Origin of the sequence: Bacillus sp. HY001, assembly GCF_007558965.1 — a bacterium.
GTDB lineage: Bacteria > Bacillota > Bacilli > Bacillales > Bacillaceae_G > Bacillus_A > Bacillus_A mobilis.
The window spans coordinates 19,581-38,621 of the sequence record NZ_VLTE01000043.1 but is presented as its reverse complement, the minus strand read 5'-3'; the positions used below and the strand labels follow the sequence as shown (position 1 = coordinate 38,621).

The following is a 19,041-nucleotide window of genomic DNA, read 5'->3' as shown; positions in this document are numbered from 1 at the left end:
GAAGCGAGATGAATGGTCTTATTTTTACAACAATGATTAGCTTTGGTTTACCGCTTGTAGCACTTTTATATGCTTTTTGGAAGAAACGCTATATTCCATATATGTTAGGTGTATTGGCTTTTGTTGTATCACAAATATTGATCCGCATACCAATACTGAATTATGTAAGTGGAACTAGCACAAATTTTCAAATGTTTTCTGTTATGCAGCCTGTACTATTTGTACTTTTGCTTAGTTTATCAGCTGGAATTTTTGAAGAGATAGCTCGTTTTATTGCAATGCGTTATTTTATGAAGCAACGAGATTGGCAGTCTGGTTTTTTATTTGGAGCAGGGCATGGTGGTATTGAGGCAGTGTTGATAGTTGGAGTTCCGGTAATATCTCTATTATTGTCACAAACATTCATTCAAAATGGTGACAGTTACTATTTCGGCGGTATGGAGCGTATCGTCGCGATGGTATTGCATATTGGACTTTCCATCATTGTATTGCAAGCTGTCGTCCAAAAGAAATTTCGTTATGTTGTATATGCAATTCTCATCCATGGGACTGCAAATGCAATAGCTAGCATTATATCGCTATATGTACCAGGGAAAAGTGGGATCATTATGTCAGAAGTTTCAATAGCAATTTGTGCTGTACTCGTTTTTAGTTATAGTTTCATTTTAAAAAGAAAGGGTGTATGAAAATGAGAAGAATGTTACTTATTATTATAAGTGCTATCGCGGCGTTCGCGCTTGCAGCATGTACCGGTAATAAAGTAGATGAAAGTACGTCAAAAAAGTTTATTCCTAAGGCGGAAGAAATTGTAACATTATTAAATGAGGCGAAGTATAAAGACGTGCATGAAAAATTTGATAGTAAAATGAAATCAGCCTTATCAGAAGAGCAAATGAAAGAACTTACTCCTATAATTGAAAAAGCTGGTACATTCGAAAAAATTGAGAAAAAATCGATTGAAGAAAAAGATGGTTTATATACTGTTATTCTTGTAGCGAGGTATAGTAAAGAACAACGTACCTTTATCGTAACTTATAACGATAAAGAAGAAATAGCTGGGTTAGTAATTAGGTAGAAATGTAATAGCAGATAAGATGGTTGTGTCCATTTTATCTGCTATTTATTATAACCAAATTATGGTTATTTGTGCTAATATGAACTTATAGCTGTATAGAAGGGGTGGGTTAGTATGAAAACTGAAATAGTTCCTAAAAAGAAGTACAGCATAATAAGTTACATATCTTTACTAATCGGTATTTTATGTTTTCTGTTCGTTTTTATTACACCGACAAGGATAGCAAATGTAGGTAATGTAGTGGGAGATTATATTACAGTTGCCCTCACAGTTGCAGGTATCATACTTTCTAGCATTACGATGACGAAACAAACGGAGAAGAAGGGGATTGCTATTATTTCAATAATACTGTCCTTATCATTACTTATATTTTGGATGATCACGATTATATTATTATTTACTGGTCAAATTAGTTTTGCGCCGTAATGTGCAATAAAAAGAGTCCTTCTCGTATGAAGGACTCTTTTTATTCGCTGTCTTCCGGTTGATATTCTAAAATATCCCCTGGTTGGCATTCTAACGCTTTACAAATAGCATCTAAAGTTGTAATTCTAATTGCTTTTGCTTTTCCATTTTTTAATATAGAAAGGTTAGCCATTGTAATTCCAACCTTCTCTGAAAGTTCAGTTACACTCATTTTTCGTTTCGCTAACATTACATCAATATTAATTATTATTGCCATGTTATTCACCTCAGACCGTTAAATCATTTTCTGATTTTATATCTATCGCATCTTTTAAAAGTCTTTGGAGAACGGCAGCAAAGACTGCGATAACCATTGAAGCAAAGATAAGGATCATGCCAATTATTATAATACCTGGCGCGTCATCTCTCTCTGCTACAAGATAGAAAAGCGGCATGCCTACTGCATATAATATACTAATTGTAACAGCACATTGTTTTATCTTTTTTAAAGCTCTAACAGATAATTTTGAGAAGGCGTTACCATTGTCAATGTAGCTTACAAGTTTAAAGGCTTGATATAGAGCAAAATAAAAAGGTATCACTGTTGCATATAGATTGATTAAAACAAGATATTTTATATATGCGATATCCGGGTACAATTTCGCTGCATAATTCCCGATATTAGGAATTAAAAATATACACAAAGCAAGAACAGGAATACCGATAAGGATGATTGCTGTCTTTAAAAAGAGTGTTGATCCTTGTTTCATATAAAGCACCTCATTTTTAAATTATCTTTTTAATTTAACATGAAATTTATCGTTTAACAATAAATTCTTATTTATTTTAATCGGATTTTTATTGATAAATAAATTTTAGGGAAGAGAATGATAAGACGGTTTTATAAAATAGGTGTGGTCCCAAGTTATTTGAACATAAAAAGCTATGATAGGTAGCGATAGGTAGCGTTCGTTGCCTTACTAATAAAAGAAAGTGAAGGTAATGATTGTTAGCTTCATGAAAATTGGGGACTAATAAAACATATATAAATGAATGTAAAACATACGGAGGAACAACAATGTCGAATTTGGGTTTACTGATGAAGAAGTTACTGTTAGTAGGAACAATCACACTAAGTATGTTATGTACTGAAAGCATGATGAATTATTATTCGGTGGAAGCGAAAGTGAAAAAAGTAGAACGGCAACCGAAAAATGTAATCATAATGGTTATGGACGGAACGAGTTCTTCAGCAACGACATTAGCTCGTTTGTATAAAGGGAAACCACTTGCATTAGATGAAATGGTAACAGGAGGAGTTCGTACATATTCGGCGGAATCAGCTATAACAGACTCAGCCCCAGCAGCAACAGCTTTAGCGACTGGGAATAAATCGAATTCAGGATATGTAGGTGTATTACCTTCTATTGTAAGTTCACCTGGTTTAAAACCAATGAAAAAAGAGGACAAGTTACGGCCAGTTGCCAATGTTCTAGAAGGTGCTAAACACACTGGTCGCGCAACTGGAATTGTTGCTACAGCTGAAATTCAGCATGCTACTCCGGCCGGATTCTCTGCTCACCATGTAAACCGCAAGCATTTTGACGTAATTGCAAAGCAACAAGTATATCAAAATATAGATGTCGTATTAGGCGGGGGAAAAGCAGCACTGCTACCTATAAAAAGAAAAGATGGTGAGGATTTAGTAAAGGTGATTCATGACAAAGGGTACGATTTTGTTGAAACGAAAAATGCATTATTGAACTCTAAATCTAAGAAGATTTGGGGCTCTTTTTCACATAACGCTTTAGCGTTCGATATGGATCGTGAAGCAACAAATCCGGAGCAACCAACACTTTCGCAAATGACGGAAAAAGCAATTCAAACGTTATCAAAAGATAAAGATGGTTTCTTTTTATTTGTGGAAGGAAGTAAACCAGACTGGGCAGCTCATGTGAATGATCCGATGGGGATGATTAGTGATGTATTAGCATTTGATAAAGCGGTAGCAAAAGCATTACAATTTGCCAAAAATGATGAGAATACACTGCTCATCGCTTTAACTGATCATGGTAATAGCGGGATTTCTATTGGGAATGCGAATACAACAAAAGGCTATAATACTACGCCGGTCTCTGCATACATTAATCCATTAAAAAAAGCGAAAATGACAATTGAAGGGGTAACCCAAAAAATAAATAATGATTTATCAAATATAGTAGAAGTTGCTGCACTTTACGGTTTAAATAACTTAACGGAAGCTGAAAAGGAAAAATTAAAAGTTGTACAAAAGAAATCGGATATTGGTCCAATACTTACTACATTACTAGCTAACCGTGCAAATATTGGCTTCACAACAGGAGGGCATACAGGTGAGGATGTGTTTTTATATTCTTACGGTCCTCAAAAACCATATGGTTTGATCCAAAACACAGACGTTGCGAAGACGATGGCGAAAGCAATGGGCTTTAATTTAGAAGAAGTAACAAACAAATTATTTGTAGATAGTGAATCAGCTTTTAAACAAAACGATGCAACAGTCACTATAGATAATACTGATACAGCAAACCCGGTGCTCATAGTAAAACGTAATCATGTAAAAGCTCAATTATTTGTAAATAAAAATATAATTCGTATTAAGAATAAAGAATATGAATTAGGTAGTGTAGTTGTAGAAAGTAATGGCAAGTTCTATGTACCAGAAGAAGCAATCCGTTTATTCATAAAGCATTCTCGTTAAAAAAATGCCAATTCCTTAGCTAATACTTAGGAATTGGCATTTTTTGTGTAGCTAAAATTTCACTTGAAAACAAGAGTAAAGAGGATCACAACTTCTAAAAAGGACTTCTTGTAAATTTATTTATCTTATATTTTTCACCCTAAAAAATATTTCTCAACATTTTAGCTCTTTAAAAAGATTGAATATTCGTATTATAACGAATATTATGTTCCTATCGGCAAAAAAAACGATAATTTGCAGACACTGGGGAGGAAAAGCATTGAAAAAGAATAAGAAGTTAAAACCATTATCAGTTTTAGCAACAGCGGCAGTGCTAAGTAGTACGTTTGCTTTTGGAAGTCATGCAGCGTATGCTGATACGCCACCATCTCTACCAATTGATGAGCATTTAATACCTGATGAGCGTTTGGCAGAAGCGCTGAAACAAAGGGGAGTAATTGATCAATCTGCATCACAAGCTGAGATATCAAAGGCTGTCGAAAATTATGTTGAGAAAAAGAAAGGCGAAAATCCTGGAAAAGAAATCATGACAGGAGATAACCTTACGCAAGAAGCTTCAGATTTTATGAAAAAAGTAAAAGATGCAAAAATGAAGGGAAATGAACAGGCGCAGCAGCCCGAAGTAGGACCAGTAGCTGGACAAGGTGCAGGATTGAACCCTGGAAAATTAAATGGAAAAGTACCGACTACACCAGCGAAGCAAGCTGAGTACAATGGAGCTGTTCGAAAAGATAAAGTACTTGTTTTACTCGTAGAATTTAGCGATTTTAAGCATAATAATATTGATCAAGAACCAGGTTACATGTATTCTAAGGACTTTAATCGTGAACATTATCAAAAAATGTTATTTGGTGATGAGCCATTTACGTTATTTGATGGATCGAAGATTAATACATTTAAACAGTATTATGAAGAACAATCTGGCGGTAGCTACACAGTTGATGGAACTGTAACAGAATGGCTTACTGTTCCAGGAAAAGCATCAGATTATGGTGCGGATGCGGGAACTGGTCATGATAACAAAGGTCCTTTAGGGCCACGTGATCTTGTGAAAGAGGCATTAAAAGCAGCTGTCGCAAAAGGTATCAATTTAGCAGATTATGATCAATTTGATCAATACGATCAAAATGGTGATGGAAATAAAAACGAGCCAGATGGAATTATTGACCACTTAATGGTTGTACATGCGGGCGTGGGTCAAGAAGCTGGCGGTGGTAAATTAAAAGATGATGCGATTTGGTCTCATCGTTCAAAACTAGGATCAAAACCATATGCGATTGATGGTACGAAATCTTCTGTTTCGAACTGGGGCGGCAAGATGGCTGCATACGATTATACAATTGAGCCTGAAGATGGAGCAGTTGGTGTGTTTGCCCATGAGTACGGTCATGATTTAGGATTGCCGGATGAATATGATACAAAGTACTCTGGACAAGGTGAACCTGTTGAATCATGGTCTATAATGAGTGGTGGTAGCTGGGCTGGAAAAATTGCAGGAACAGAGCCAACAAGTTTCTCACCACAAAATAAAGAATTTTTCCAAAAGAATATGCAGGGTAACTGGGCGAATATCGTTGAGGTAGATTATGATAAACTTCGCACAGGAATCGGTACTGCAACATATTTAGATCAAAGTGTTACAAAATCAAAACGACCAGGAATCATTCGAGTTAACTTACCAGACAAAGATATAAAAAATATCGAATCGGCATTTGGTAAGAAGTTTTATTACAGCACAAAAGGAAATGATATTCATACAACACTTGAGACTCCAGTATTTGACTTAACAAATGCAAAAGACGCTAAGTTTAATTATAAGGCATTTTATGAACTGGAAGCGAAGTATGATTTCCTTGACGTAAATGCGATTGCAGAAGATGGAACGAAGACACGTATTGATCGAATGGGCGAAAAAGATGTAAAAGCCGGCGTAGATACAACCGATGGTAAGTGGGTTGATAAGTCATACGATTTAAGTCAATTCAAAGGAAAGAAAGTAAAACTACAGTTTGAGTATGTAACAGATATTGCAGTAGCTTATAAAGGATTTGCGTTAGACAATGCTGCATTAACTGTAGATGGAAAAGTTGTATTCTCTGATGATGCAGAAGGACAGCCAGCAATGACGCTAAAAGGATTTACTGTGTCAAACGGATTTGAACAGAAAAAAAATAACTACTATATTGAGTGGCGAAATTATGCTGGATCTGACACGGCGTTACAACATGCACGTGGTCCAGTATTTAATACAGGAATGGTTGTATGGTATGCGGATCAAAGCTTTACAGATAACTGGGTAGGCGTTCACCCAGGCGAAGGGTTCCTTGGGGTAGTAGATTCTCATCCAGAGGCAATCGTAGGAACATTAAACGGTCAACCAACTGTGAAGAGCAGTACACGTTATCAAATTGCCGATGCGGCATTCTCATTTGAGCAAACGCCAGCATGGAGAGTAGATTCACCAACTCGCGGTATCTTTGATTATAAAGGATTACCAGGCGTTGCGAAATTTGATGACTCTAAGCAATACATCAATAGTGTTATTCCAGATGCCGGACGTAAGTTACCGAAACTAGGATTGAAGTTTGAAGTAGTAGGTCAAGCTGATGATAAGTCTGCAGGTGCAGTTTGGATCCATCGCTAAAATAAAATGAAAAGGAGCTGTCATAAGTCGGTGAAATCTGACTTGTGGCAGCTCTTTTCATCTTGTGAGAAAAAACTGTTACATAAATACAAATCGAAAAAAATTACCATTTAAAAAATGAAAAGATGTGCAGAAGTGAAAAAGTCCTCTGCTTTTTTATATATTTATTGGAAAAAATAGATGTTTCTTTTATAATTAAAATGCTCCATCAGTCCGATTATGTAAGGTTTTTTGACCGTAAGGAATTTGTAAGTAATGAGTAAGAAAAAAGAGATTTTTATATTATATAATATTTATTACAGCTACTTTTAACACCTGATACTAATAGTATGCTATAATGTGAATTAGCAACATAAAGGAAAGGAATTAGACCAATGACATTAGAAAATACTAAAAATTTAAAAAAACAAGTTGCTCCGTATGAAAAATCAACGATTAAAAAAAGTGTGTGGCAACTTTTTAACACAATTGTGCCATTCATTATTTTATGGTACCTTGCTTATAAAAGTTTGTCCGTTTCTTATTTGTTATCAGTAGTTCCATCTCTGTTAGCCGCTGGTTTTATGACGCGAATTTTCATTATTTTTCATGATTGTACTCACTATTCATTCTTTAAAAGCCGTCGTACAAATAGAATAGTAGGGACATGTATGGGTGTTTTAACTTTATTCCCATTTGATCAATGGGGGCATGAACATTCTATTCATCACGCTACAAGTGGTAATTTGGATAAGCGAGGTACAGGAGATATTTGGACGCTTACTGTGGATGAATATGCAGCTGCGCCATTTAGACTTCGTTTAGCATATCGCTTATATCGCAATCCATTCGTTATGTTTGGATTAGGGCCGATTTATGTTTTCTTGCTTAAAAATAGATTTAACCGAAAAGGTGCTAGACAGAAAGAACGTATGAATACTTATTTGACGAATATTATAATTGTTGCTTTAATCGCTATACTTTGCTGGGCAATTGGATGGCAATCGTTCTTATTAGTACACGGTACGATATTCTTAATAGCAGGTTCAGTAGGGATTTGGCTGTTTTACGTACAACACACATTCGAGGATTCTTATTTTGAAGAGGATAAAGATTGGGAATATGTGAAAGCTGCAGTGGAAGGAAGTTCATTCTATAAACTTCCAAAAATCTTGCAATTCCTAACTGGTAATATTGGATTCCATCATGTTCATCATTTAAGCCCAAGGGTACCTAACTATAAACTAGAAGAGGCACACAATAATACGCTTCCGTTAAAAAATGTACCTACGATTACTCTTGCTACAAGCTTGCGTTCACTTCGCTTCCGACTATGGGATGAGAAAAGTAACAATTTTGTTAGCTTTAAAGAATTCAAAAATATAATTAAAAACAATGTTTCTGTTCGAGTGAAATCTGAACTATAATTTTATCTTATATAAAACTCCCCTTAATCATTTTCGATGTAAGGGGAGTTTTTGCTATATATAACAGATATCGAGGGCGTGGAATACTCATGTGTAGGTATAAATTTAAGAAGACGGTAATTTTATTATGTAAATAAGGTGAATCATCATAATTTTTATTATTGTGAAGGACATCGTACATATATAATGGAAAGCAGAAGGTAGATGATAGTAAATATAAGAACACATACAACGTAATAAAATAATTCTTTCAAAAGGAAGGGGAAATGAAAGATGTTGAAATTACAAGGGAAATACAATGAAGCGAAAGTATTTACGAATAACGTTGATGAGACTGCGACTGGGCAGATTATTGATCTTTGTAACCAAGAATTCGTAAAGGATAGTCAAATTCGTATTATGCCAGATACACATGCAGGAGCAGGTTGTACGATTGGGACAACAATGACAATACAGGATAAAATTGTTCCTAATCTTGTAGGAGTAGACATTGGGTGTGGAATGGAAGTTGTTGTGATTGATAAGAAAAAAGAAGAAATTAATTTCGATTGCTTAGACGAAACAATTCGTAAATTTGTTCCAAATGGTTTTCGTATCCGAGATAAAGAACATCGATTCTCAAAAATGATTGATTTTGATGGTGTGAAGGCGCCATATACATTACAAAGGGCTCAAAAAAGTATAGGTACTCTTGGAGGTGGAAATCATTTCATTGAATTAAATGAAGATGAAAAAGGGAATGTATATATTGTCATTCATAGTGGTTCTCGTAATTTAGGTAAACAAATAGCAGAGTATTACCAAAATTTCGCATATGAACAATTAATTGATGTTACATCAATGAAAGATGAGATTATTAAGAGATTAACTGAAGAAGGGAGAGCAAAAGAAATACAAGAAACTTTACGAGGTATTCAGAAGCCTAAGATTCGTAAAGAACTAGCTTATTTAGAAGGGCAAGGATTCAAAGATTATATGAATGACATGAATATTGCCCAAAAGTATGCTGCGTTAAATCGTAAAGCAATGATTGATGAAATTGTTACGAAAATGGACTGGAAAATTACGGATCAATTTACTACAATACATAACTATATTGACATAGAAAATATGATTCTACGAAAAGGTGCTATTTCAGCTCAGAAAGATGAACGAGTCATTATTCCCATTAACATGAGAGATGGTTCAATTATTGCATTTGGTAAAGGGAATCCAGATTGGAACTTTTCTGGTCCGCACGGGGCAGGACGTATTATGAGTCGTAAGAAGGCTAAAGAATTATTGAGTCTAGAGGAATTTCAAAATACGATGACAGAAGTGTGGACTACATCGGTAGTAGAAAGCACAATTGATGAAGCACCAATGGTTTACAAGCCAATGGATGAAATTATCGAAAATACGAAAGAAACAATAGATATAAAGCACATTATTAAGCCATTATATAATTTTAAAGCGAATTAAAAGGGGTAAATAAGCAGCCAGAAAAAACTATTTTTCGCATCTTATGTTCGCAAACAATCTAATCAAGGGAAGTAGTTTCCTTTTATGGCGATGGGATACGAAAAAAAGTCGATTTCCTGTGGAGTTAAGAAATCGACTTTTTTATTTTGTGAAACGAAAGTAATCATTAGCTTAATAGCAAATGATTATTACCGTCTATTTTTCCCAAAGCTCAATTAGACGACCTTCAGGATCTTTAATCCAAATAAAATTTCCGAATTCACTAATTTCTTCTTTCTTTTCAAGAGGTACGCCAATATGTTCAAGATGCTGAATAGTCTCATTCATATTATGTACTTGGAAATTTAACATCACTTGCTGTTCTGTTGGAAAATAATTATCATCTTCGGTAAAGAAAGAAAAAATAGTTTCATTTCCTAATTGCGGTTTAATCACAGTCCCATTCCAATTGTCTATTTCAATTTTCAACACTTCACTGTACCATTTTTTTAGAACATCGATATTTTTAGTTCTCCAAAATATTCCCCCGAAACCTTTTATCATCGTACATAACCCCTGTCTATTTTGAAATTTTTTGGCATTATATATTCAATATATCAAAACAGTAATAGTAAGGAAAATTATTAACTTATAAAGTGAAACTTTAATCAGTGGGGGATTAACTGCCCATTAAAGCGGGATAAACAGTAAGAAATCAAAATTGCTAGTAGCATTGACTGTTGAAATGATTTTAATATCATTCTTCACATAACTTGAAATCAAAGAAAAAGGGTATAGAAATACTGAATCGTCTTCCAAAAGTAAAGGGAAATGAGGGAACGAAAGAAAAAGTGAAAAGGATAAAAGACCGCACATAAAGTGAAAGCTATGTGCGGTCTTTTATATATAAGTATAATATTACATAGTCTCGCTAATTTTAGTTTCACTACGAGTGTTAGTCGCAATTCTTTTCTTAACTTTAAAGTGATAGTAAGTGTAGCAAAAGATGATAAATGGTACAGTGCAATAAATTCCAAGTCGTTGTTCAGGGATAAAGATAAGACTGATTAATATAATGCCATACAATCCAAAACCAAGAATTGGTACAAGTGGATAAAGTGGTGTTTTAAATTTTAAGTCTTCTAATCTTCCACCGTCTGCTAAATAATGTTTACGGAAAAAGAATTGAGAGACACAAATTGACATCCAAACAATGATTGTAATGACGCCAGAAATGGAAATTAACCATAAGTAAACTGTTTCAGCAGCTACAACGCTTGTTAAAAGAGAAAAAGCAGAAATAGAAATTGTCAAAATTAAAGCGTTTAGAGGTATTCCTCGTGATGATAATTTCTTTAAAAAGGCAGGAGCCATTTCATTTTTTGATAATGACCAAAGCATGCGAGTTGCGGCATACAGTCCAGAGTTTGCGACAGAAAGAACAGCAGTAAGAATAACAAAGTTCATAATATCAGCTGCATATGGAATACCGATATTATCAAATACAGCAACGAATGGACTTTTTGTTAATCCTGCTTCTTCCCAAGGAATTAAAGCAACAAGAACAAAAATTGCTAAGACGAAGAAAAACATCGTGCGCCATATAATATTTCTAATAGAACGTGGTAAAGTTTTTGCTGGATCTTCACTTTCACCTGCTGCGATTCCGACAAGTTCTGTACCTTGGAAGGAATAATTAACTGTAACCATTGTTAATAGGATAGCTGCAAGTCCATTTGGAAATAAACCGCCGTGATTTACGAAATTTGATAATAACGGGGCTGGTTCGTCACCTTTTAAATCAATAAAACCGAACATAGCGGCGCCGCCAAGGATAATAAAAGCTATAATGGCAGATACTTTTATACTTGAAAACCAAAATTCTGTTTCTGCATAACTACGAGCAGATAATGCGTTAATAGTGAAGATTGTAACGCCAAATATTAAACACCAAACCCAGACGGGAATATCAGGAAACCAGCGCTGCATTGTAATGCCGGCAGTTGTAAATTCAAGACCGGTCGTATTCGCCCAGCTTAACCAATATAACCATCCGATCGTAAAGCCAGTTGCAGGATTGATGAACTTAGTGGCATATTCTTGGAAGGAACCTGAAACAGGCATAGCTACAGCAAGTTCACCAAGACAAAGCATAACGAAATACATTAATAATCCACCAGCCATAAAGGCAAGCACGGATCCACCAGGTCCAGCTTGACTTATAATAAAGCCAGATCCGTTAAATAACCCCGTTCCAATCACACCACCGAGTGCAATCATGAATAAGTGTCTACTTTTCATCGTACGTTTTAATTCATTGTTTGTATTGTTTACTTGCGACATTGTTTTCCTCACTTTCGTAGTTGATAGAATAAAGTTTGATGTTTTCCGTATTGTGGAATGTATTCCGTGATGTGAAATCTTGTTATAATTTTCAGATAATTAAAAAGAAAAGTCAATATTTTTTTGTTTGCGCTTTCAAATTATTATTAGCGACATATTTTTATTTTTAGAAAATTGAATAAATGGATTGATTTCATTTTGAATTTTTGTTAAATTGATAGGTAATTGAGCGTACTAACATATTACAAGTCAAGTTGAGGTGAGTTATGGTACAGTCCATTGATCGAGCAATAAGTATTATAAAGTTGTTAAATTCTACTAATGAAAAAGAGTATTGGGCTATTTCTGATATAGCGGATAGAACACATCTCCCAGTTAGTACAGTACATAGATTACTTAATTCTCTAATCGAGCATGGGTTAGTTACGCAAATTTCAGAAACGAAACAGTACAAAATTGGGCCAATGTGGATGGAAATAGGATTACGTCAATTGGAAAAAGTAGACTACAGATCTGTAGCAAGAGAAGTGATGAAGCGGTTAGCCTCTGAAGTGGAAGAAAGTGTGTACTTAAACATTCCAAATGGAACGCATTCTATTATCATTGAAAGAATTGATAGCCCTTTAAAAATTCGAGTAATCGATAACTTAGGGGAACAGATTCCACTTTCAATTGGTGCTGCAAATAAAACGATGCTTGCCAATATGAAAACGAATGAAATGGAACACATTGTAGAACATTTACTGTCTTCTTTACCAGAACAAAAGCGCATTCTTTTAGAGCAAATAAAGCAAATAAGAAATGAAGGATATGCGGTAAGTTATGGTGAAAAAACTGAAGGGACGGCTTCAGTAGCTGCACCGATTATTGGATTTAATCATAAAGTAGTAGGAGCATTAAGTGTTGGGTTAATTAGTCATCGCATTAATGATGATCGACTATCTTTTCTTATTAGTAAGGTAAAACAAGCAGCTCATGAAATATCAATAAAAATCGGCAGTACATCAGAACTATAATTTTGATAACTGTCGTCATTTTTTATTCATATACTGGAATTCATTTTCATAATGCGGAAAAATAGGGGGATTTATATGTCAAAGTGGCAATCAAAAGAACAATTGATTCAATTATTAAGCAGTCTTGTTGAAATTCCTAGTATTACAGGTACAGAAGCTGAAGTAATATTGCCAGACTTTGTTGTGGAACAATTATCTGATTTACAGTACTTCAAAGAAAACCCGCATCATTTGCACAAAAATCCGACGGGGGACGGACGATATTTTGTTACAGCCCTCGTAAAGAAAAGCGATAGTACAAAAAATACAGTAATTCTAGTTAGTCACTTTGATGTTGTAGATGTACAAGATTATGGAGTGTGGAAAGAAGATGCATTCAATCCTAAAAAGTTAACGTCTATGTTTTATTCTCATAAAGATGAACTACCAAACCATGTACGTGAAGATATAGAACAAGGAGATTGGCTATTTGGTAGAGGAACAATGGACATGAAATGCGGCCTTACGTTACAAATGGCAATGATTGAGCAAGCCTGTGAAGGGAAATTTGACGGGAATGTCCTTTTATTAGCTGTTCCAGATGAAGAAGTGAACTCTGTAGGGATGAGAGCTGCTGTTCCAAGACTACTAGAGTTAGCTAGAGAACATAACTTGGATTATAAAACGGTATTAAATTCAGAGCCTATGTTTTCACGACATCCTGGTGACCAAAATAAGTATATTTATACTGGTACTATTGGTAAAGTGTTACCTGGATTTCTTTGCTACGGAAAAGAGACACATGTAGGTGAACCTTTTGCAGGCTTAAATGGGAGTTATATGGCTTCATTAATAACAGCAGAATTAGAGTTGAATACAGACCTTTGTGATATTGTAGAAGGGGAAGCGAGTCCTCCGCCAACTAACTTACTTCAAAGGGACTTAAAGGAGGATTATTCTGTCCAAATTCCGCATCGTGCCGTTACATTATTTAATTTGTTTTTACTAGAAAAATCAATGACAGATGTCGTTTCATTGTTACGTCAAAAAGTAACGAAAGTAGCAGAGAAAATAGAAGAATCATATGAAAAGCAAGCATATCGTTTTTCTAAATATAATCCGTTTATACCGCCTAATATGAAAGTAAATGTATTAACGTATGAAGAGCTTATTGCTTATGCAATTGAACAACATGGGCAAGAGAAAATAGAAGATATTCAATCTAGTATAATAAAAAATAGAGAAGATAAAGATGATCGTGCGGTAACGATTGATTTAGTAGATAAACTATCTATTTTATGTAAAGAAAAGGCGCCGATGATTGTACTTTTCTTTGCTCCACCATATTATCCAGCTGTAAGTTCACGCAACAACCCGTTAATTAAAGAAGTAGTTAGGGAAATGGAAAAGTATGCACACTACAATCATAACATTACATTTGAAAACCAAAATTATTTTGGAGGGATTTCAGATTTGAGCTATGTGGGCTTACAGAATCCACTACATTCAATGAGTTCACTGGTAGACAATATGCCATTATGGGATAAAGGTTACTCGATTCCGCTTCAGGAACTAGAAGAGTTTGACGTTCCAGTATTAAATATGGGGCCGGTAGGAAAAGATGCACATCAATGGACAGAACGTTTAGATGTAAATTACGCATTTGAAACGCTATTAGATATGTTACCGAAATGCATTGAAAGATTACTTGTTTCTAATAAAATTACACAATCATAGTAGGGAATAGAGAAGAGTTAAAACTAAAATCTCAAAAGAAGATATAAATAAAATTATCTCAGTATAACCAAAAGAACGGACAAACTCAAGTATATATGAGTTTGTCCGTTTATCATTTAGTGAAAGCGAGAGAGTATGTAATCCACTATTTTTTAACTAAATTCATAGCAAATGTGATCTCTTTTATCGTTTTATTTTTTTGTTTGACCAGACAGCTCAATAGATTTTTGTGTACAGCGCTGCATAGCTGAAATGATGGCTGTTCGTAAGCCTTTTTCCTCTAATGTTGCTACAGCCTCTATCGTTGTTCCACCAGGAGAACAAACCATATCTTTCAATTCACCTGGATGTATTCCTGTTTCTAGTACCATTTTGGCAGAGCCTAATACAGCTTGAGCTGCGAATTTATATGCTTGATTTCTTGGCATACCGTCTAGTACAGCGGCATCTGCCATCGCCTCTATAATCATATATACGTATGCTGGTGAAGAACCACTTACTGATGTAACAACATCCATTAATTTTTCACTTACGATCTCTGCTTGACCAAAGCTATTGAAAATGTTTAGCACATCTTCTAAATCTTTTTCTGTCACCATTTCATTAGGGCATAATGCAGACATTCCTTCTCCAACAAGAGCAGGGGTATTAGGCATTACACGTACAACTTTTAATTTCTTATTAAAAGATTCCTCTGTACTTTTGATGCTTTTTCCAGCAGCGATTGTTACGATGATAACATCTTTTTTGATTACTTCTTTGATTTCGTTAATGATTGATGCGTATAGGTCTGGTTTAATTGATAAAATTAAAATATCAGCATTTTTAGCTACTTCATTATTGTCAGTAGTCGTAGTTAGCCCATATTTTTCGCTAGCGTGTTTTAAATTCGTAGTGTTTAAATCCGAACAAATAACATGATTTGCAGACACTATCTTTTTGTTTAGCATCCCGCCAATGATAGCCATCCCCATATTTCCGCATCCGATGAATCCAATTTGTTTGTCCATAATTACTCAATCTTGCTCCTTTTATAATAAATTATATCCTTTTGAAATTATTATCTTAAAATAACAATAACATCTACATGCAATATAAAGAAACATTCTAAGAGAATATATTTCTTTTTGCAACACCAAAAGTTAAAAATCAATTATATTCGACATTATGTAAATATATACACTTTAATTTAAGGTACTATGTTGATGAATCTGAGTTAAATTTATCCCGCTTTAATGGGCAGTAAGACCCCACCTCAAAATGCAGCGAAAGCAAAGAAGTTAGGTGGGGGATCAACTGCCCATAAAAGTCCGATTGGTTCAACTAATAATCAGTGGGGGATGAAGAAAACCCCCACTGATTAAAGTTTCACTTTATATCGATTTGTATTTTCATTCAGTAGGGTAATAATCTCATACAAATAATTTGCCGCTCTATTTATTTTTAAAATACCTCTTGACACCAAATTAAATTATATCGCATAATATAAAAAATTAAACCGAAAATCGTTGAAGGGAAATAGTACATATGTCTTCTTGCGAAAGAGAGTGGAATTCACCGGCTGAAAGATTCCTCGTATAGAATATATCGAACCTATCCCTGAGTCTTAAATGAAAGTTTAGGCGTTCGCCTGCGTTATAGGCGCCAAGTGGATATCTATGTATATCAATTAAGGTGGTACCGCGGAACAATGACCGTTTCGTCCTTTTTATTTTATTAAGGGCGAAGCGGTCATTTTTATTTTGCTCTTTAATAGGCTAGGTGCAGCATTGGTAAGAATAGAAGTCGCTGCAAGCCGAATGAATAAAAGTGTAATCTATAAAAAACTTTGATTTTAGACTTGGGGGATATAAAAGTGAAAAAACAACGAATTGTTGTAAAGATTGGGAGCAGTTCCTTGGCAGATAGTCACGGAGGCATTTCTAAAGAACAACTTTCAGATCACGTTGCCGCATTGGCTCGATTGAAAGAAGAAGGGCATGAAGTTTTGTTAATTACATCTGGGGCCGTCGCTGCAGGTTTTTCTGCTCTAGGGTATCCTAGTAGACCTGTGACAATTAAAGGAAAACAGGCTGCTGCGGCTGTCGGACAAAGTTTGTTAATGCAGGCGTATACGGAGGAATTTCGTAAATATGGCATCGTTACTGCGCAACTATTGCTGACGAGAAGTGATTTTTTAAGAAAAGAACAATATAGTAATGCTTACGCTACTTTAGGAGAGTTACTAAACCGTTCTGCTCTTCCAATCATTAATGAAAATGATTCCATCTCATTAGAAGAGCTAACGTTCGGTGATAACGATATGCTGTCAGCTTTAGTAAGCGGGCTTGTTTCAGCAGATATGCTAATGATTTTTACGGATGTGAACGGTTTATACGACAAAAATCCTCAGAAAAATGCGGATGCGAAAAAGTATTATTTCCTTCCTGAAGTTACAGAAGAAATCGCTTCTCTTGCAGGAGATGCTGGGTCCAAACTTGGGACTGGCGGTATGAAATCAAAAATTGATGCTGCGAAGACGGCACTTTCTCTTGGCGTGAGTGTATTTATCGGAACAGGGCGTGGACAAGAGAAATTTGTAGATGTTTTGAAGGGCAAAGGTGATGGAACGTATGTCGGAAATGCTCCTCAAAAAGAAATGAAGATGAACAAGCAATGGATCGCTTTGCATTCGCTTGTTAGCGGACAAATTGAAATAGACGCTGGAGCAGCTACTGCTATTATTCAGCATGGTAAGAGTCTTCTTCCTGCTGGCGTTACAAATGTGTCAGGATTTTTCAAAGTTGGCGAAGTCGTAGAAGTTATGACACAACAAGGGCGCGTCATTGGAAAAGGGCAATGCACATATAGCGCAGAGGAATTAAGAGTGGTAAAAGGTATGCAAAGCCAAGATATTCAAGCAAGAGGCGATAGGCATAATTATGAAGTCATTCACAGAGATTATTGGGTTTCACTTTAAGAATAGTGATGTTAAAAAGGAGGAAATAAAAATGAATGAAGTGTTGGCAAAAGGAAAAAAAGCGAAAGAAATTGCTAGAGAACTTGTACTAAAATCTACAAATCAAAAAAATGAAGCACTTGCTGCTATTGCGGATCAGTTAAGAGTAGAAGTAGCTTATATTTTAGAGGAAAACAAACTGGATCTAGAAGAAGGTAAGGCAAAAGGGTTTTCTGATTCACTTCTAGATCGTCTAATGTTGAATGAACAGCGTATTATTGATATGGCAGAAGGGATTCAGCAGTTAATTGAATTACGTGATCCTGTTGGAGAATGTGTAAGTGAATGGGAGCGACCAAATGGATTATTTATTCAGGAGATGCGTGTACCACTGGGTGTTGTTGGTATGATATACGAGGCAAGGCCGAATGTAACAGTAGATGCTGCTACAATTTGTTTGAAGACAGGAAACGCAGTAGTATTACGTGGTAGTTCTTCAGCTATCAATTCTAACAAAGCTATCGTTGCTGTTATTCACCGAGCGCTCAAACAAACAAGCTTGCCTCCAGAAAGTGTACAGCTTATAGAAGATACAACGCGGGATAGCGCAAAGCAGTTGTTTACATTAAACGATTACCTAGATGTTCTTATTCCAAGAGGTGGCAAACAATTAATTGATACTGTAGTGAGAGAAGCGTCTGTTCCAGTACTTGAAACGGGTGCAGGAAATTGTCATATTTTCATTGATGAAACAGCGAATAAACAAATGGCAGTTAATATTATTATAAATGCAAAAACGCAGCGTCCATCTGTATGTAATGCCATTGAAACGATTGTACTTCATGAGAAGTGGGCACAGCAATTTGGTAGCGAATTGTTTTCAGCATTGAAGGAAAAAGGCGTGGAGTTACGTGGTGATCAGAAAGCACTGGCGATTGATTCTTCAATTGTACTTGCTTCAGAAGAAGACTGGGGTACTGAATTTTTATCACTCACGCTGGCAGTGAAAGTAGTTTCTTCTATAGAAGAAGCGATTCATCACATAAATACGTATGGATCTATGCATTCTGAAGCAATTATTACAGAAGACGAGGAAAACGTCGGTAAATTCTTCACAGCTGTAGATGCGGCTGCACTATATCATAATGCATCAACTCGTTTTACTGATGGATCTGAATTCGGATTCGGCGCAGAAATTGGCATCAGTACACAAAAGCTACATGTAAGGGGACCGATGGGACTTCCTGCATTAACTTCTACAAAATATGTGATTCGTGGAAATGGGCAGATTCGATAATAATAAAAGACACTCAATTAC

The 19,041-nt window shown here is 35.4% G+C and carries 16 protein-coding genes and 1 other annotated feature; of the genes, 11 read left to right on the top strand and 5 right to left on the bottom strand.

Features of this window, described 5'->3' with window-relative positions:
- The first annotated feature begins 8 nt into the window (after positions 1–8).
- The 3 genes from FOT98_RS20085 to FOT98_RS20075 all read left to right on the top strand — a co-directional run bounded on the left by FOT98_RS20085 (position 9) and on the right by FOT98_RS20075 (position 1,501).
- Positions 9–686, top strand: a complete 678-nt coding sequence (locus FOT98_RS20085; RefSeq protein ID WP_063259443.1) for a YhfC family glutamic-type intramembrane protease — start codon at positions 9–11, stop codon at positions 684–686.
- A 2-nt stretch (positions 687–688) separates the two neighbouring features.
- On the top strand, positions 689–1,075 hold the full coding sequence (locus tag FOT98_RS20080) for a DUF3887 domain-containing protein (RefSeq protein WP_063259444.1): 387 nt from the start codon (positions 689–691) through the stop codon (positions 1,073–1,075).
- Positions 1,076–1,189: 114 nt separating this feature from the next.
- A complete protein-coding gene (locus FOT98_RS20075; RefSeq protein WP_061676889.1) occupies positions 1,190–1,501 on the top strand; it encodes a hypothetical protein in 312 nt (103 codons plus the stop codon).
- Positions 1,502–1,541: 40 nt separating this feature from the next.
- On the opposite strand, the gene FOT98_RS20070 is transcribed toward FOT98_RS20075, so the two are convergent.
- Positions 1,542–1,757 carry a helix-turn-helix domain-containing protein gene (locus tag FOT98_RS20070; protein ID WP_002084833.1) on the bottom strand — a complete coding sequence of 72 codons (216 nt, stop codon included), beginning with the start codon at positions 1,755–1,757 and terminating at the stop codon, positions 1,542–1,544.
- A gap of 10 nt (positions 1,758–1,767) precedes the next feature.
- Complete coding sequence (locus tag FOT98_RS20065) at positions 1,768–2,250, bottom strand: DUF2975 domain-containing protein (RefSeq protein WP_000809090.1); 483 nt, start codon at positions 2,248–2,250, stop codon at positions 1,768–1,770.
- A gap of 308 nt (positions 2,251–2,558) precedes the next feature.
- On the opposite strand from FOT98_RS20065, the gene FOT98_RS20060 reads away from it, so the two are divergent.
- The 4 genes from FOT98_RS20060 to FOT98_RS20045 all read left to right on the top strand — a co-directional run bounded on the left by FOT98_RS20060 (position 2,559) and on the right by FOT98_RS20045 (position 9,731).
- On the top strand, positions 2,559–4,220 hold the full coding sequence (locus FOT98_RS20060; protein WP_063259445.1) for an alkaline phosphatase: 1,662 nt from the start codon (positions 2,559–2,561) through the stop codon (positions 4,218–4,220).
- Between the two features lie 259 nt (positions 4,221–4,479).
- Positions 4,480–6,864: an immune inhibitor A domain-containing protein gene (locus tag FOT98_RS20055; protein ID WP_080467426.1), complete on the top strand. Its 2,385-nt coding sequence runs from the start codon at positions 4,480–4,482 to the stop codon at positions 6,862–6,864.
- Positions 6,865–7,238: 374 nt separating this feature from the next.
- Complete coding sequence (gene desA, locus FOT98_RS20050; protein WP_061679885.1) at positions 7,239–8,270, top strand: Delta(5) desaturase DesA; 1,032 nt, start codon at positions 7,239–7,241, stop codon at positions 8,268–8,270.
- Positions 8,271–8,543: 273 nt separating this feature from the next.
- Positions 8,544–9,731, top strand: coding sequence for an RtcB family protein (locus FOT98_RS20045; protein ID WP_063259447.1), 1,188 nt, complete (start codon positions 8,544–8,546; stop codon positions 9,729–9,731).
- Between the two features lie 195 nt (positions 9,732–9,926).
- On the opposite strand, the gene FOT98_RS20040 is transcribed toward FOT98_RS20045, so the two are convergent.
- A complete protein-coding gene (locus FOT98_RS20040; protein WP_063259448.1) occupies positions 9,927–10,274 on the bottom strand; it encodes a VOC family protein in 348 nt (115 codons plus the stop codon).
- A gap of 354 nt (positions 10,275–10,628) precedes the next feature.
- The gene (locus FOT98_RS20035; RefSeq protein ID WP_063259449.1) at positions 10,629–12,053 is read right to left on the bottom strand and encodes an amino acid permease; all 1,425 of its coding nucleotides are present in this window, start codon (positions 12,051–12,053) and stop codon (positions 10,629–10,631) included.
- A gap of 266 nt (positions 12,054–12,319) precedes the next feature.
- On the opposite strand from FOT98_RS20035, the gene FOT98_RS20025 reads away from it, so the two are divergent.
- Together FOT98_RS20025 and FOT98_RS20020 are read left to right on the top strand one after the other, a co-directional pair.
- Complete coding sequence (locus FOT98_RS20025; protein WP_063259450.1) at positions 12,320–13,069, top strand: IclR family transcriptional regulator; 750 nt, start codon at positions 12,320–12,322, stop codon at positions 13,067–13,069.
- 75 nt (positions 13,070–13,144) lie between these two features.
- On the top strand, positions 13,145–14,785 hold the full coding sequence (locus FOT98_RS20020) for a M20/M25/M40 family metallo-hydrolase (RefSeq protein WP_063259451.1): 1,641 nt from the start codon (positions 13,145–13,147) through the stop codon (positions 14,783–14,785).
- A gap of 191 nt (positions 14,786–14,976) precedes the next feature.
- Here the strand turns inward: FOT98_RS20020 and proC are convergent, their stop codons facing one another.
- Positions 14,977–15,795: a pyrroline-5-carboxylate reductase gene (gene proC / locus FOT98_RS20015; RefSeq protein WP_063259452.1), complete on the bottom strand. Its 819-nt coding sequence runs from the start codon at positions 15,793–15,795 to the stop codon at positions 14,977–14,979.
- A gap of 489 nt (positions 15,796–16,284) precedes the next feature.
- Positions 16,285–16,495 (top strand) — a binding site (T-box leader).
- Between the two features lie 145 nt (positions 16,496–16,640).
- On the opposite strand from proC, the gene proB reads away from it, so the two are divergent.
- Together proB and FOT98_RS20005 are read left to right on the top strand one after the other, a co-directional pair.
- Positions 16,641–17,744 (top strand): glutamate 5-kinase, encoded by a 1,104-nt coding sequence (gene proB, locus FOT98_RS20010; RefSeq protein ID WP_063259453.1) that lies wholly within the window; start codon positions 16,641–16,643, stop codon positions 17,742–17,744.
- A gap of 31 nt (positions 17,745–17,775) precedes the next feature.
- Entirely contained in the window at positions 17,776–19,020 is a 1,245-nt protein-coding gene (locus FOT98_RS20005) for a glutamate-5-semialdehyde dehydrogenase (protein WP_063259454.1), read from the top strand.
- Positions 19,021–19,041 lie beyond the last annotated feature (21 nt).